General features: G+C 46.4%; 14 protein-coding genes. 1 reads left to right on the forward strand and 13 read right to left on the reverse strand.

All coding sequences use genetic code 11. The features are described 5' to 3' along the window. Positions 1-22 precede the first annotated feature (22 nt). From PPM_RS15565 to PPM_RS15620, 12 genes are all read right to left on the reverse strand, one after another. A complete protein-coding gene (locus PPM_RS15565; RefSeq protein WP_013371728.1) occupies positions 23-2,311 on the reverse strand; it encodes a thiamine pyrophosphate-dependent enzyme in 2,289 nt (762 codons plus the stop codon). Next, positions 2,311-3,324: a 2-oxoacid:acceptor oxidoreductase family protein gene (locus PPM_RS15570; RefSeq protein ID WP_013371729.1), complete on the reverse strand. Its 1,014-nt coding sequence runs from the start codon at positions 3,322-3,324 to the stop codon at positions 2,311-2,313. The genes PPM_RS15565 and PPM_RS15570 overlap by 1 nt, the downstream gene beginning before the upstream one ends. Positions 3,325-3,579: 255 nt before the next feature. Then, positions 3,580-4,014, reverse strand: coding sequence for a peptidylprolyl isomerase (locus PPM_RS15575; RefSeq protein ID WP_013310775.1), 435 nt, complete (start codon positions 4,012-4,014; stop codon positions 3,580-3,582). 163 nt (positions 4,015-4,177) lie between these two features. Then, complete coding sequence (gene lysA, locus PPM_RS15580; RefSeq protein ID WP_013371730.1) at positions 4,178-5,545, reverse strand: diaminopimelate decarboxylase; 1,368 nt, start codon at positions 5,543-5,545, stop codon at positions 4,178-4,180. Positions 5,546-5,655: 110 nt separating this feature from the next. Further along, entirely contained in the window at positions 5,656-7,350 is a 1,695-nt protein-coding gene (locus PPM_RS15585; protein ID WP_013371731.1) for a spore germination protein, read from the reverse strand. Between the two features lie 26 nt (positions 7,351-7,376). After that, positions 7,377-7,799, reverse strand: coding sequence for a stage V sporulation protein AB (locus PPM_RS15590; RefSeq protein WP_013371732.1), 423 nt, complete (start codon positions 7,797-7,799; stop codon positions 7,377-7,379). Then, positions 7,796-8,437, reverse strand: coding sequence for a stage V sporulation protein AA (locus PPM_RS15595; protein WP_013371733.1), 642 nt, complete (start codon positions 8,435-8,437; stop codon positions 7,796-7,798). The genes PPM_RS15590 and PPM_RS15595 overlap by 4 nt, the downstream gene beginning before the upstream one ends. Positions 8,438-8,611: 174 nt before the next feature. Continuing rightward, the gene (gene sigF, locus PPM_RS15600) at positions 8,612-9,367 is read right to left on the reverse strand and encodes an RNA polymerase sporulation sigma factor SigF (RefSeq protein ID WP_013371734.1); all 756 of its coding nucleotides are present in this window, start codon (positions 9,365-9,367) and stop codon (positions 8,612-8,614) included. Between the two features lie 11 nt (positions 9,368-9,378). Continuing rightward, entirely contained in the window at positions 9,379-9,834 is a 456-nt protein-coding gene (gene spoIIAB / locus PPM_RS15605) for an anti-sigma F factor (protein ID WP_013310781.1), read from the reverse strand. Next, on the reverse strand, positions 9,831-10,184 hold the full coding sequence (spoIIAA, locus tag PPM_RS15610) for an anti-sigma F factor antagonist (RefSeq protein WP_013310782.1): 354 nt from the start codon (positions 10,182-10,184) through the stop codon (positions 9,831-9,833). Before spoIIAA ends, spoIIAB begins: the two co-directional genes overlap by 4 nt. A gap of 96 nt (positions 10,185-10,280) precedes the next feature. Next, the gene (locus PPM_RS15615; protein WP_013371735.1) at positions 10,281-11,474 is read right to left on the reverse strand and encodes a D-alanyl-D-alanine carboxypeptidase family protein; all 1,194 of its coding nucleotides are present in this window, start codon (positions 11,472-11,474) and stop codon (positions 10,281-10,283) included. Between the two features lie 221 nt (positions 11,475-11,695). Next, positions 11,696-13,336 carry a glycosyl hydrolase family 28-related protein gene (locus PPM_RS15620; protein ID WP_013371737.1) on the reverse strand — a complete coding sequence of 547 codons (1,641 nt, stop codon included), beginning with the start codon at positions 13,334-13,336 and terminating at the stop codon, positions 11,696-11,698. 201 nt (positions 13,337-13,537) lie between these two features. Here PPM_RS15620 and PPM_RS15625 point away from each other — a divergent pair, with 201 nt between their 5' ends. Next, positions 13,538-14,749: an O-antigen ligase family protein gene (locus tag PPM_RS15625; protein ID WP_013371738.1), complete on the forward strand. Its 1,212-nt coding sequence runs from the start codon at positions 13,538-13,540 to the stop codon at positions 14,747-14,749. 122 nt (positions 14,750-14,871) lie between these two features. Here PPM_RS15625 and PPM_RS15630 read toward each other — a convergent pair whose 3' ends face one another. After that, on the reverse strand, positions 14,872-15,696 hold the full coding sequence (locus PPM_RS15630; protein WP_013371739.1) for a purine-nucleoside phosphorylase: 825 nt from the start codon (positions 15,694-15,696) through the stop codon (positions 14,872-14,874). Positions 15,697-15,725: the final 29 nt, after the last annotated feature.

A 15,725-nucleotide genomic window follows, 5' to 3' on the forward strand; every position in this document is an offset into this window, starting at 1 on the left:
GATTATTATGCAAAAAACAGAATTATAACTCCGAAATTTCATGTTTCTTTTTCAGGATAGTCCAGCGACGCTCAATCTCCTGCTCAAAGGTAGCCAGCGTTGCTTCCTCTTTGAGAAGATGCTTCGTTTTACCCATTAATTTCAGCCATTCTGCGGCTGGAATCCGTTTTCCCTTGTCTTCCGGATTGTACGTAATCGTCGTGCTTCCCTGTTCGATTTCGTACAAAGGAAAGAAGCAAGACTCAACTGCGGCGCCTACGATGCTAGTACCCAGTCTGTCTTCGGATTTCCAGTTGAGCGGGCAGGCACACAGAATTTTACCATATGCCGTACCCACGTTGTTGGCATACCATTGAGCCTTGGCCGCTTTGCGCAGCATATCCTGCGGATGGCTTTCGGCTGCGGTAAAAGCATACGGGATGTTACAGGCGGCCATGATTTGTACGGTATCCTTATGATGCCCTTGCTTCCCTTTTTGCATTTTCCCTACACCCGATGTACTGGTCATATGCCCCATTGGAGTGGAGTACGATTGCTGCGAACCTGTATTCATGTACCCCTCGTTGTCATATTCCAGCATAATCAGTTTATGGTTACGCAGAGCCGCACCAATTGCAGAACCCATACCGATATCCATCCCGCCGTCACCACTGATCATGATAAAGGTTGGATCATCGGATATCTCAATTTCATTACGTCGCTTCATCTCCATGTAAGCTTCCAGCGCACCTGAAAGGGTAGCGGCCCCGTTTTGAAAAAGATTGTGGATCATCGGTTGCTTGTGTGATGTATATGGATACCCTGTCGTCACCACATAAACGCAGCCAGTCTGGAATAGTACGACAATATCGCCTTCAATTCCTTTAAAAAATAGCTCAAGCGCAGACAAGGCTCCACAACCAGGACAAGCCCCATGCCCTGGTGTAAGACGGCGTGGTTTGGTTGTCAACGAACGCAGAGGTGGTACCTTGACTTTGAGCTTCCCAGTCGCCTCGTCCGGCGTAACCTGAATCAGCCCCGTACGGTATGCATTGCCACGTGGTGGCTGCATGACTTGCGGCATCACCTTGTCTGGAGAGCCTGGATTAACCCCGTAATAATCAAAAGGCTTCTCCGCGCGTCCAGCCTCTGCCGCCTGAATCGCAAGCTGGAAGAAGGCCTCTGCATCTTCCGCATAAAAGTCCTTACCACCCAAGCCAAAGATACGGCTTAACACGATGGTTTGGTTCAACGGGTCCTCTTGCAACGCCGCCTTGATTTCATGCGTCAAATTACCACCATCTGACCCGTACGAATCTGCACGTTCACCCACCAACAGCGCCTTGACATGGCGCAATGCCTCCCGCAGTTGTGCAGCTGGGAATGGCCGGATGATATTCGGACGAATCACACCGGCTTTAATGCCGCGCGTGCGGAGTTGATCTGCCACATCCTTGGCCGATTCAGCCGCCGAATTCAGCAAAAATACCGCAACCTCAGCATCCTCCATATGATACAGATCCAAAATCGGATATTCCCGACCGGATAAAGCGGCATATTCTGCTGCTACCTGCTCATATACTCCTTCTGAAAGCTTCAACGCTTCGGACAGTTGAACGTGATTATTCGTCAGATCATCGCCGTTCATATGCGCACCCACAGTGACAGGATGATCAAAATCCGTAATATTCGGATAATTTAGGTTCGGGTTGGGGCCTACAAAATCGCGCACGGTCTCTGCATCGGCAAAATATTGCACTTTACGTTTTTGATGGGACGTATAAAAACCGTCGTATGCGACCATTACAGGCAATCGTACATCGCTATGCTCTGCAATTTTCAGGGCCATAATGTTCATATCATACACAGCCTGTGGCGTACTTGCCGTCAAAATGACCCAGCCTGTATTCAAACCATAATACAGGTCCGAATGATCCCCCCGAATATCCAAGGGACCACTGACAGCTCTTGTCACCAGATTCATAACCATAGGAAAACGGGTACCCGACTGAACAGGCAACTGCTCCAGCATGTATAGGAAACCTTGCGAACTGGTAGCGTTCACAACCCGCGCTCCTGCTGCCGCAGCTCCATAACAAATCCCTGCCGATCCGTGTTCTCCATCTGCTGCAACCAGTTTAATATTATGCTGACCACGCGTTTTCATTTGATCCAGATACTGTGCTACCTCAGTCGACGGCGTAATCGGGAAATATCCCATCATATGATAATTGATCTGCGCAGCCGCCGTAGCTGCCATTTCATTACCGGATTCGAATGTTGTCACTTGTGCGGCGCCCGTCTGTTTGAGTTCTTCCTCCAGCTTTGCCATTACGCACGCCCTCCTTCATATACTGGAAATTGGTGGGCAACGCGATTCTGCTCCGCCCAGCCCCATTGTTCGCGACGCGAGCTTAATGCCCCTGACGGGCAAATATCTACACACTTCAGACACCCTTTGCAATACTGGTAATCAATCCCTTGCAAAAACGGCATCATTCTTCCGCGTTTGTCTGCTTGCTCTTCCCATACAAAGCAGTAATCCGGGCAAATCGAATCACACTTGGCACAATGAGTACATTTATCAGCTTCATACTCAGGTACATAACCCTGACGTGAACCACTAACATCTTTCGTCATGCTGTTGCCCTGAGTTGCAATAACGCCCCCCAGCAATTGAGTTTCGTACCCTAGCAAAGGCTGCGGACGTTCAAAAACCCGATCCTGCGCATCAGCAGTAACCGGATATACATGTAGTTGCATTTCTTCAAAACCACGATTAAACGTACGCAGATTAGGTTCCACTAATTGTGGATTTTTCTTTTCAAAAGTACTGCGAATAACCGATCTCATTGCTTCCGGGTCCAGGAAATCACAGACACGGAACAAGGCACCTAGCATGGACGTATTTAGTTTGGTCCGCTCTTCCAGTGCGATGCCCATCGCATCCACCACTGCTAATGTACCGGATACCAGTCCCAAATCAGCCCGTATTTCTTCTGCCGGACGTGTGGAATTGACCACTACAATCCCATCTGCTGGCAGGCCGCTGATTACATTTACCGTTTTGTATAACGTTTCATGGAAAATGCCTACCACATGCGGTTGCTCGATCGGACTGTGATCGCGAATATCCACCTCCGGCTCACAGAAGCGAACAAAGCTTTTAACTGGAGATCCCTTCTTTTCCGAACCGTAGGATGAGAAATTTGAAGCATTCAGTCCCAGACCAAGTACCCCGGTTTCGGCCAACATTTTGCCAGCCAGATTTGCGCCGAGTCCACCAATGGATTCCAGCCGGATTTCAAAAAATCCGAGTCGATTTGTGCGCGTTAAAATAGACAATGTGATAAGCCCCCTTCTTTTCCAACTCTTACTGAGCTTGAATACTCATATAAAATAAATGGAAAATGCATTCTTATGAAAAGGCTATCACAACACTTACTTTTCGAATGTGATCTTACGCACTGTAATACCTACGTGATTGTAAAAATCAGCAAACCGTCAAACAAAAGACAACAAAAGCCGCCCTGTCCAAAGACAGAACGGCTTAGGTGCAACGCTATTTAAAGGAATTCAAATCATGCATGTAATGGTAAATTACACGTCAAATACTTTAACCTCTTTCATTTTGTCGCCTTGTTTTACAGCATCAATGAATTCCATACCTTTGGTTACTTTACCAAATACAGTATGTACTCCATCTAAATGCGGCTGTGGAGCGTAGCAAATAAAGAATTGGCTGCCACCTGTGTTGCGACCTGCATGAGCCATGGACAGAACGCCTTTGGCATGCTTTGTTGTATTCGTAGCTGTTTCACAGTCAATGGTGTAGCCAGGACCGCCAGTACCATTACCGATCGGACAACCCCCTTGAGCAACAAAGCCCGGGATGACACGGTGGAAGCTCAAACCATTGTAGTAACCGCTGTTTGCCAGCTTTTCAAAGTTAGCAACGGTGTTTGGAGCTTCTTCTGGGAAAAAGTCAATTTCGACGATACCGCCGTTTTCAAGATCTATTCTACCTTTTTTCATTGTTTGTATCTCCTTTTCAACCTGTTTTGAGAACTAAATAACATCAAGTTCCAGTTTACTATGAATTGGCGCGCTTAGCAAAGCCTTGTCCAAAAAAAAGGGGCCATTGTCCCCGGTCTATTATTACCGACGCAATGGCCTGCTTGAATTTTAAATTCCACAATCAGGACGAAACCGTAATCTTGGCATTGGGCTGAACCACTGAACTGGCTTGATCACGAACCAAGCGCTGTGGCAAAACATCATTGCGAACGATATCCTCGTAGGTTTCCCGACGCACTACCAGCTCGGCCTCACCGTTGTTGACAAATACAACTGCTGGTCGGCGTATCCGGTTATAATTGCTCGCCATGGAGTAATTATAAGCTCCGGTTGAGGCAACAGCGAGCAAGTCTCCGCTATTCGGGCGAGGCAGTTCTACATCCCAAATAAGCATATCGCCGCTTTCACAGCATTTGCCTGCAATGGACACTGTCTCTTCGTTCGCATCTTGCGCTCGATTAGCCAGCATTGCTTCATACTTGGCCTGATACAGTGCAGGACGTGGATTATCTGTCATTCCGCCGTCTACAGAAACGTATTTACGAACCTGCGGAATATCCTTGATGCTTCCTACCGTATACAAGGTTGTACCTGAATCACCTACAATACTGCGTCCCGGCTCAATCCAAATTTCTGGAAGTTCATCGTAAAGCCCTGAAAAATGAGTTTTCACCGCTTCGCCGATAGCCTGTACATAGGTGGATAGTTTCAGCGGTGTGTCCTCCTCTGTGTAACGGATACCAAATCCCCCACCGAGATTAATCACCTTGAAGGAATACTGAAGCTGTTCCTTAATCTCCCTGCAAAAAACTGCGACCCGCTCGGCAGCCATTTGGAAGCCATTGACTTCGAAGATTTGCGAGCCGATATGAGAATGTACTCCCAGCAGATTAAGGTGATCCAGCTTGATAGCCTGTTCCACCGCTTGACGGGCTGTGCCATTCGCAATGTCAAAACCAAATTTTGAATCTTCTTGACCTGTGGCCATATATTCATGCGTATGCGCCTCAACCCCCGGCGTAACCCGCAGTAAAATATTGACCTGTTGTCCTTTTTCAGAGGCGAGAGCCTGTAACAAATGCAATTCCATCTTGCTATCAACGACAAAGCAGCCAATTTGCGCCTCTAACGCCATTTCAATTTCTTCCGGCGTCTTGTTATTGCCATGAAAATGGATTCGTTCTGCCGGGAACCCTGCTTGCAGCGCTGTGAACAGCTCTCCGCTGGAAACAACGTCGAGCGACATCCCTTCTTCAGCAGCTAAAGCGCACATTGCCATAACACAAAATGCTTTGCTTGCATAAGCCACTTGAAACTTTAAACCGGTCTCACGGAATGCTTCTATAAATTCCCGGCAGCGCCGGCGGACTAACTGTTCGTCTACAATATATAGCGGCGTGCCAAAACGCTCTTTCAAAAGCGTGGTATCACATCCGCCAATCTCCAAATGTCCATTGCTGTTAATTTTACTGCTTCCATGCAAATACATGTTCTGGCGCCTCTCTTTCTGGAACAAGCTAGTCATATTCCATCGAATGTTTACACCAGTATAGCAAAAAAAACATCAAGAACAATGGATTTTTATGCAGATCATTTACATTAATGCTCCTGTCCATTGCCTGAGTTCGAATCGGTGTTGGCATCCGTATGGGGCATACGCGTATTGTCCCTCGTTTTATTAAATGACGGGCGGTTAGGCGCATCAAGTACAGGCATACGGAACAAAATGGAAGCTAACGCTTTGGCATTAAAAGGAATAAACGGCCACAAATACGAAGAATTATATGACCGATGCAGCGTCAGCATCAAAATGATCAGTGTCGTGCCCACGACAAAGCCTGGTACGTGAAAAATAGCAACAGCAATCAGCAGGAATAGTCGAATCAGTCTATTCGCGAGTCCCAGCTCATAGCTTGGTGTTGCGAACATTCCTATGGCAGCAACAGCCATGTACAATACGACTTCATTTACGAACAGTCCCGTCTTAACCGCTATATCACCAACCAGAATGGCTGCAATCAACCCCATGGCGGAAGCCAATGGTGTCGGAGTATGCACAGCTGCCATTCGCATAAGATCGACCCCTAGTTCCACAATGATAAACTGGGCAATCAGCGGAAAATGCGCTTCCTTTTGAGGGCCGATAAAATCGAGAAACGCCGGTTTTAATTCGGGATTGATAACCATTAGCAGCCACATCGGAAGCAGAAACATCGAGGCGAATATGCCTATAAAACGTACCCAGCGTAAATAGCTACCCATAAAAGCGGTTTGCCGATTCTCTTCTGCATGCTGGCACAGGTCAAAAAAAGTGGTAGGCAAAATCATTACGCTGGGTGAGGTATCAACGAAAATTACGAGCCTTCCTTCCATAATATGCGAAGCCACAACATCTGGTCGCTCTGAATATCGTACTAATGGATATGGATTCCAACCTTTATTGATAATCGTCTCCTCTAATTGCTTATCAGCCAGTGGAATACCATCCAGATTAACATTTTTAATTTTGTCTCGTACCGTATCCACCATGACCTTATCCACAATATCATCAATGTAGCCCAAGCATACATCTGTTCGAGTTCGGCGTCCGACCTGCATGGCCTCGAATTTAAGTCCGGGGTCTCGCAAACGCCGACGCACTAAACCTACATTTGTAAGCATCGTTTCAGTAAAACCATCACGTGCACCGCGCACAACTCTCTCCAAGGAAGGTTCTTCTGGGCTCCGTACAGGGTAATTACGAGTATCCAGAATAACAGCAAAACGCTCGCCTTCCATGAAGAGAGCACTCATTCCCGTCAGTACCTTGTTTATGACAACGGACATCTTATCCGTCTTCTCCACCTGTATATGTGGAATAAAATTTTCGAAATACGCTTGAAGTCCAGCTGAAGTCATGTCATCCGGCGTCAGATAGGTGAGCCGCTTTAGCACCTCAAGCATGATCTGATCCTTGGCAAAGGTATTCAAGAACAAATACCCGATATGGCGGCCACCTGTTGTCATTTCTCTAAATACAACATCAAAGGTTTCTCCCAAACCCAATACCATCTTAAGGGTTTCACGATTTTCCTTCATCTTTGGCGAAATATCATCCTCAATCTGCCAATAACGAATGGATTCCTCTACATTATCAGAACGCTCGCTTTCTTTTTTGTGCTTAAGACGGGCGGCTTCCTGCTCCTGCTTTTGCTTCCAGGAGCCCAAACTTTCCCCGTCAGTATGATTTTCCCTTCCAATTGCTCCGTCTCCATGATAATGCTCCTGCTGATCCTGATCCGTTCTGTGATCCATACTTCTTGCCCCCTTCTCTTTCACTATTAACGGTTGTATACAAACCAATCAAATAAGGAACCCGTTACCTTGCCAAGCACCATTGCCATTAACAGACCAAACATGTATACAGTCATATGGAGTCGCTTGGCCAGTATGGGCAGGAGATTCAGCACCTCTGTTAGAGCCGCGGCGAGCAAGCCAATAAACACTCCGCAAAACAAACCAGGTATCCATGTAAATATGCCCGGTAATGGCAAGCAGATGTTCCAAAAATCGGCCACGGTTCCCACCACTGAACCTAAAATCATCGCCTTTTCGTATGCACGTGATTTTTTATACGTCCGGGTGAGTTGTGCTAATCGCGGCATAATATCCAGCACAATAAAAAAAGCAATCACACCGCTACCTACCGCCAGCCCCCCAGCGATACCCAAAATAATCTGAAGTGCAGCCTGTACAAATATCATGGTTTCTTATCCTTTGGCTGCAAACGAGCCATCTTTTCATACTCCTCTGCCACAACATACTGATCCACATTTTCCTGATACAGATACATTTCCACCTCCAGTGGCGTCGGCTCCTCATTCCATTTTTTCTTGAACAAGTGATTAAAAAATACGATCATACCAAAGCCGATGCCGATCGAGTAAGCAATTTGGAACAAGTACGGGTGCTCATCCTTTTGTCCCGTAATCATTTCTACAATCCGAACCTGCACCTCCATCATGCTAACGTCAGCATGAAAGTTCATAATCGTCAGCGCAGAGCCAAAAAACAGGAGCAACCATACCAACACGAACAGTATTTTGGATGGCTTACGGGGTCTCTCCACGAGTTCCACAAGTACATGTGGTTTCCCGAGAGATTCAACTACAACTCCCGGAATATGATCTCTAATTTTTGATATGATCTGTAGCATGTCCACCAGTATCAGGTTACCGTCCTGCTTCTGCGGCCGCTTGAGAACAAGTTCAAGCAGATCCTTTTCCCATTCGGGCTCCGTCAGCAGATGGGCTACATCGCCCAAATGTAAATCCTGCCCTTGGATCATACGCACACGGCTGCGGAGCCGCAAGTAGACAATAGGAGCCGGACTATGATTCATCCGATTCCCTCCTTATCCTCGTAATTACCGATTAGTATGGAGTGAAGCAAGCAAACCTATTCTGTGTATTGTCTTTTGTTGCACGCAAAAAAGAGTACTCCTGGCCATTAAAATGGCTTTGGAATACCCTTTAAAATGCGTAAGCATAAAGTTTTACTAAAATCCTGCCCTTTATTATTGGGCAATCTGATCGCGGATTAGTTGTAAAATCTTTTTTTCCAATCGTGATACCTGCACCTGAGAAATACCAAGACGACTTGCAACCTCTGATTGAGTCTGATCCCGATAATAACGCAAGTACACAATCAATCGCTCCCGCTCAGATAATCCGTCAATGGCCTCATTCAGCGCCAGCTTGTCGAACCATCTTTCCTGTGATTCGTCGGCAATCTGATCCATAAGTGTAATCGGGTCCCCATCATTTTCAAACACCGTTTCGTGAATCGAGGTAGGAGGCTTATTCGCCTCCTGCGCAAAAACAACATCCTCCGGTGTCACTCCCAGCTCATCAGCAACCTCCTTGACTGTAGGCAGACGATTGAGCCGTTTGGATAGCTCGTCCTTCATTTTGCGAACCTTATTGGCTGTTTCCTTCAAGGAACGGCTAACCTTGAGTGTACCGTCATCTCGAAGGAACCGTTGAATCTCACCGATAATCATCGGCACCGCATATGTTGAAAATTTGACTTCGTAGCTGAGATCGAATTTATCCACCGATTTTAACAATCCGATGCAACCAATTTGAAAAAGATCGTCAGGTTCATACCCCCGGTTCATAAAGCGCTGCACGACAGACCAGACGAGCCGGATATTACTATTGACCAGTGTCTCACGAGCATCATTATCACCAGATTGGCTCAGTGCAATAAGCCGCTTGACCTCTGTATCCTCCAAATAGCTGTGCGAAGTTTTTTTTCCTCCTGCTTCCATAGGATCAACTCCTAATTATATAAAGCTTTCTTGGATTCAATCCTTTTCTTCATCCGGACCGACGTGCCTCCGCCCGGCTCACTGACTGCTTCGAACTCATCCATGAAATTTTCCATAATCGTAAAGCCCATCCCAGAGCGTTCCAATTCAGGCTTGGACGTATAGAGAGGCTGCTTGGCCAGCTCCAGATCCTCAATTCCCCGTCCTGCATCCTCAACGACTAACGTGATCACGTCCGCTTCAATCCCAACTTTAATCGTTACAACACCTGACGGATCGCTGTCATAGCCATGAATAATACTGTTTGTCACCGCTTCAGACACGACGGTCTTCAAATCGCTAAGCTCATCCATCGTGGGATCAAGCCTGGAAATAAAGGCTGCCACAGCCACACGGGCAAATGCTTCATTTTCCGATTTGGCGGCAAACTGCAAGCTCATGAAATTGTTCCCCGTGCCTTCTCTCATGACACAACCTCCAATTCCGTGAGCGCATTTCCCTCGTTGTCATAGATGGGCATGATTTTAAATAAGCCTGACATATCCAGCAATCGATGTACCGGCGGATTGACATCACAGACTGCCATTTTCCCACCCTTTTGCTTGATCAGTTTGTATCGTCCCAAGATAACGCCAAGGCCGGAACTATCCATAAACTGAAGATTCTTCAGGCTGAGCACGATATGTTCGCATTGCCGGCGTTGAATCGCCTCATCCATTTGCATACGGACCATATCCGACGTATGGTGATCAAGTTCACCAGACAGCCTTACAATAAGTACTCCCCGGTGATGCTCCATTTCAATTTGCAGGTTCATGCTTGCTCACTCTCCTCCCGGTCTTGGACAAGGATTTCTACGTAGTCGCAGACGATTCCTGCCCTCCGACAAAACTAGAAGAAAACCCCGTAAAATCTACAAAGAAAATAGGTTTGACATGGTACGTTTAAACAATTTCCACCAGCCGGCCTTCTCGATCGCCACAGGAGAAGTGATATTAAACTCCTTAAGGCGTTGTCCATCCTGATAGACGACCAGCTTACCAACGGGGTCACCCACCCGGACAGGAGCTTTAAGGCTTGGAGTCAGTTGCAGCTCGTGACGCAGTGTTTGTTTGTTGCCGCCTTTTTTCACCAGCACACTGTAAGAACGGTCCGCCTGAATTTCCAGCTCTGGTAATACACCTTTTTCAACTTTTACACTGCCCAGCTTTTCACCTGGTTTATATATGGATTTCATTGTATATTGAGAAAATGCGTAGTCGAACATGGAAGAAACCTCATTGTTGCGTATCTTCGTGTTCGGCTCACCGAGTACGACAGCTACGACACGTAAGCCATCACGCTTCGCCGTAGCGGAAAGGCAGAACTTTGCTTCTGACGTATAGCCCGTTTTCAGACCGTCTGCTCCGGTATAGAAGCGAACAAGCTTATTCGTATTCACCAGCCAAAAGGGCTTGACCGAGGATTTGCGCAAATAGTCCTGATACGCTCCCGTATATTTCGTAATTTGTGGATATTTCAACAGTTCCCGGCTCATAACCGCAATATCATGCGCAGAGGAATAGTGATTTTCTACGGGTAAACCGTTGCAATTGGCAAAATGCGTATCTTTGAGTCCGAGCTGCTGCACCTTGGCATTCATCATCTCGACAAAAGCCTGTTCAGACCCCGCAATTTTCTCCGCCATCGCTACAGAGGCGTCGTTGCCCGAAGCCATCGCAATTCCCTTCAGCATCTCATCGACCGTCATTTCTTCTCCCGGCTCCAAGAAAATTTGTGAGCCTCCCATTGAAGACGCATACTCACTGGCCCGTACTTTATCGGTCAGCTTGAGCTTGCCATCATGAATGGCCTCCATTGTTAGCAGCATCGTCATGATCTTAGTGATGCTTGCTGGAGGAAGCTTTTCACGACTGTTTTTTTCATAGATGACTGTGCCTGTATCTGCATCCATCAAGATCGCCGAAAGAGCCTCGGGAGCCAGCTCAGCTGCTGATCCTACTTTGGTTTTGCTTTCAGGTCTGCTTTCTTCGGCCCAACCGCCGACAGGGACGGCAGTCAAGGCTACCAGACAAGCCAGGATGAACGCCACCACTTTTTTCTTCACAATCGGTCCCCTCCTCAACATATTGGCGTAAAGCATCGGAGCCCATTTACTGATCTCCCCGATCTATTCGCGTGCTGCTAACCATTGTCGTCAGATTGAAAGAAAAATATTCCATATGAATAAAAACATCAAATAGCACCAAGCTGAGCCAGCATGGTGCTATTTTCCAATCTATAAATGACACAACATGTATCGTCTGTAACAGGATCTATAAAAATCGTTCAAATCCGGCTAACGGTGAGGTATGTAATACCTCCACCCGGTAAAATATCCACTGCATTTTGACTAAACACCCGTATATCAATAAAAGAATTCGCTTCAAGTCTAAGTTCCATTGCTCCACTCAATGCACCATAGTTCAGCCCGCCAATCACCCTGTCATCGAGATATGCATAAGCAGAACTTCCGGCAAGCTGCTCATCATTCAGGTGAAGTGCCAGCCGTGTCCGGTTACCATCTACTTGGGGATCGGTCGAAACGTAGACTTGTATTCTGTATTTCCCAGCTCGCTTGGCTCGCCACCGACTATTCGAACCATCGAATTCGGTCAACTCATCATGATTGATTTGATTGAACCTTACTTTCTGCCAGCTACCCGCAGGGATATTTTGCCTTGAACCAAGGTAGGCTTTGACAAAGGTTTCATTCAAATGTTCAATACCATTATTCGAATATTTCTCTACGAGTAACAACGCTTGCCCTGTCCCATTATTCTCGTCATAACGATGATTGCTATAACTAAAATCCAAATGTGAGCGAAGTGTCACCTGCTGTGTGGAGGAGCTACCAGAGAAACAAATAAGCTGTTTTAGATTACGGGGATATCCGCCCACCTCGTCCACCAAAACTTTTTTGCCAATGACCACATCCACAAAATAATTGCACACTGATTGGGTGTCATCGTATTTGTCTGCTATCGCCAAAATAGAGTCGCGCAAGGCAACATTTTTGGTTTCTTTCGTAGCACCAATTTGAATAAAAGAAGGTACTGTCACCTTGTGTTCTCTGCTTAGTCCTTCAAACCAGCAGCCTATAAATTCTGCATTCATAAAATCATTTATTAGAATGGGAATATCACTGGAGCTCCCATCCTTAATGTGCTGGCTAGCCATAAATCTCGCCCCGTTAGAACTATTCAAGTCCAGCGCCGTATCGTTTCCGAGCGTAAAAAGCGCAATGCTTGTAAACTGTGAACTTCTGTTCTGCAAGTGAATCCCTATTTTATTGTAATTTATCTCCGTGCATTTAAATAAGTTCACATCACTTTCATAGCCCCAAAAAGCCGTTTCAAAATGCTCAATCAACACGTTATCCAGGACAACGCCGCCGCCCCTCCAATCCCGAATGCCCAAAGTACCTTTGCCATAATACCCGCGCTTCACTGACTGCGAAAACGGATTATTTAAGGTAGCTCTGTCGATCCCTTCGTACCGGATCGATAAGTCATGGAACTGCACATTTTGAAAGCCACTAAACGATGGCAGACTTTCGTCTCCAATTTGGAAACAAGGACCCGTACCATAATATTCAATCGACGTAACTCCCTTACCCTGTCGGTATCTGCCCTTATGAATCCCAAAAATGCGCATACCCTGCTTCCGAATCTGAAGGGTAGATGTTATTTTGTATCGGCCGCTGGGGATGTGAAGAATGGAGTAATCGGGGGTCTTGTTAATCAATTCTTGCAAAGCTGCCGTGTCGTCCTGAATACCATCACCAGCAGCTCCAAACCAGCTTACGTTTACACTGCGTTCCATGAATTCTTTTTCAATGGCTTTAAAATTGTCATTTAACTGCTGAGGCGTTAACTCTTTGCCCGTACCACTCAAATTCAACTTCAATCGGTCTGTAAAATCTGCCATCCAAACACCCCCATTGTTAAAAACGTGAAAATACTTTCAGACTATGCCGAAGAATTCTTCATTTTCTTAGCATGGACTGAGTATATGCACAATAAGGCTTGCTCTAGGATCGTGAAAAATGAAAATAAATATTTTATATGATTGTACAAGGAGATACATTTTGTATATTATAGATACATAACGTATCTAGGCGGTGAAACCGTGAAACACATACTCACAGTAGCCGGTTTACTGGCTTTCTCGATCCCCTTTGCCTGTCAGGGTTTGTCTCCCAGAGTGATCACGATTTCCCTGCTTATCTTGTTGTTTAGCTACACCATGCTTCTGCCTTCACTCAAGTCATTAATCGCAACCCTAGCTGATAATCCGTTGCTGACTTTACTCATGATGTACATCGCCGCCTCCTGTATATGGGCTGAACAAGAGCAGACTTCTTCCGTGCTCATGGTTCTCAAATTTATTGCCTTCTCTACCTTTGGACTTTATCTGGTCACCCATTATACAACACAGGGCTGCATACGCCTCTTAGTCGTTACATTAAGTATCCTGAGCGTACTCAATCTACTCGCCGTTGTACTCGTTCCTTCCTTTGCCATTCATGGCGGTGTAGAACATACTGGACTGTGGAAGGGAATCTCCGGCCATAAAAATACACTTGGAACCCTCTCTCTGTTAAGTTTTGTTTCACATGTCATTTATTTTTTCAGGGGCACACGCAAAGCTTTACATATTGGCTTCATCTTACTCAATGCCTTATTACTCATCGAATGCCAATCTACCACCTCATTGGTGCTGACATCTTCACTGTTCGTATTTATTTTGTTTATATTGCTATTCAAAAGAATTCGAAGCATCGCGTTGCGGGGGTTCTTTGTTAGCTGTTCCTGCCTACTTGTTCTTTTGGGTTTGGCACTTACCTTTACTTATGGAGATGCCATTGCCTCGGAATTCGGAAAAACAACAACCTTAACCGGAAGAACGGAAATCTGGCTGGGAATTGATGGTGCTATTCAGAGCCACTACTGGTTCGGCCATGGTTATGGCTCCTTCTGGGCAGCCCGGCCCAGCATTTATGCGAACGGCATCCGCTTTGATCTGACCAGCAGCCATAGCGGCTTTCGAGATCTGTGGATCGATGTGGGTCTCATAGGACTACTGGCAACGGTTATACTCGTCGTAACTACCTTATTTAAATTCAGAATTGGCAAAACAGATATGTATACTTGGCTGACGGCAGCCGTCTTTTTCCTGTTCATCGTGTTAAACAATATAACGGATAGCCGTTTTCTGAACTCATTATCCATCTACTGGATTATATTCATGGTCATTGTGATCAAGGTGCAAGAGCGACATAGACTAACTGTAGCAGAAAAAGCGAATACAGCTGTATGGAGCACACGCCCTCTTCACTAGGCAATCTTACTCAGCTCAACCGCGGTATGTAAAAGAACCCCGTATCCCACGCCATCAAAAGGCGCTCGGATATGGGGTTCTTTGAATATAACCACCGTTTCGAATGGAAAATTATACTTAATCTACATTTGTGGAATAATCGCCAGTACCAATTTCAGAAATTGTTCACGTACCTTCTCTGCCGTCTCCATCACTTCACCATGAGACAAAGGCTGGTCCAGAATGCCTGCAGCCATATTGGTAATACAGGAGAAGCCCAAAACCTCAATCCCCGCATGACGAGCTACGATAACCTCAGACACGGTCGACATCCCTACTGCATCTGCCCCCAGTGTACGCAGCATAACGATTTCAGCAGGTGTCTCATAGTTGGGTCCCAGCAATCCGGCATATATACCTTCCTGCAGGCTGAAGCCTTGTTGGGTAGCTGTTTGTTTGGCAATTTCACGCAAGCGGCGGCTGTATGCCTCTGACATGTCTGGGAAGCGAACACCCAGAGCAGCATCGTTCGGTCCAATCAGCGGATTTTGTCCGGTCAGATTCAGATGATCCGAGATGACCATCAGATCGCCCGCTTTGTAGGAAGTGTTTACACCACCTGCCGCATTTGTCACGAGTAGGCTTTGAATCCCGAGCTGCTTCATTACCCGAACAGGAAAAGCCGTCAGTTGCGGGCCATAGCCCTCATACATATGAAAGCGCCCCTTCATCATGACGACAGCGCGACCTTCAATAGTGCCTAACAGTAACTCCCCCTCGTGGCCTTCTACCGTTGATACGGGAAAATGGGGAATATCCTGATAGGGAATACTAACTCCATCTTGAATCAAATCTGCCAAAATACCGAGGCCCGATCCCAGAATAAGACCAATCTCTGGAGTTATTCCGCTCTTGGCACGGATATAGTCTGCTGCTTCCTGAATTGTAGCTTGGTTGGCTGTTGACATAAATATCTCTCCTGACTTGTACAATCGTA

The sequence above is a fragment of the Paenibacillus polymyxa M1 genome, from assembly GCF_000237325.1.
GTDB classification, from domain to species: domain Bacteria; phylum Bacillota; class Bacilli; order Paenibacillales; family Paenibacillaceae; genus Paenibacillus; species Paenibacillus polymyxa_C.

Coding starts and splice junctions, on each gene's coding strand:
- sigF (WP_013371734.1), bottom strand. CDS start 9,367: ATGGAAGCAGGAGGAAAAAAAACTTCGCACAGCTATTTGGAGGATACA.
- lysA (WP_013371730.1), bottom strand. CDS start 5,545: ATGTATTTGCATGGAAGCAGTAAAATTAACAGCAATGGACATTTGGAG.
- spoIIAA (WP_013310782.1), bottom strand. CDS start 10,184: ATGAACCTGCAAATTGAAATGGAGCATCACCGGGGAGTACTTATTGTA.
- spoIIAB (WP_013310781.1), bottom strand. CDS start 9,834: ATGAGAGAAGGCACGGGGAACAATTTCATGAGCTTGCAGTTTGCCGCC.
- PPM_RS15575 (WP_013310775.1), bottom strand. CDS start 4,014: ATGAAAAAAGGTAGAATAGATCTTGAAAACGGCGGTATCGTCGAAATT.
- PPM_RS15620 (WP_013371737.1), bottom strand. CDS start 13,336: ATGGCAGATTTTACAGACCGATTGAAGTTGAATTTGAGTGGTACGGGC.
- PPM_RS15590 (WP_013371732.1), bottom strand. CDS start 7,799: ATGATATTTGTACAGGCTGCACTTCAGATTATTTTGGGTATCGCTGGG.
- PPM_RS15565 (WP_013371728.1), bottom strand. CDS start 2,311: ATGGCAAAGCTGGAGGAAGAACTCAAACAGACGGGCGCCGCACAAGTG.
- PPM_RS15585 (WP_013371731.1), bottom strand. CDS start 7,350: ATGGATCACAGAACGGATCAGGATCAGCAGGAGCATTATCATGGAGAC.
- PPM_RS15595 (WP_013371733.1), bottom strand. CDS start 8,437: ATGAATCATAGTCCGGCTCCTATTGTCTACTTGCGGCTCCGCAGCCGT.
- PPM_RS15630 (WP_013371739.1), bottom strand. CDS start 15,696: ATGTCAACAGCCAACCAAGCTACAATTCAGGAAGCAGCAGACTATATC.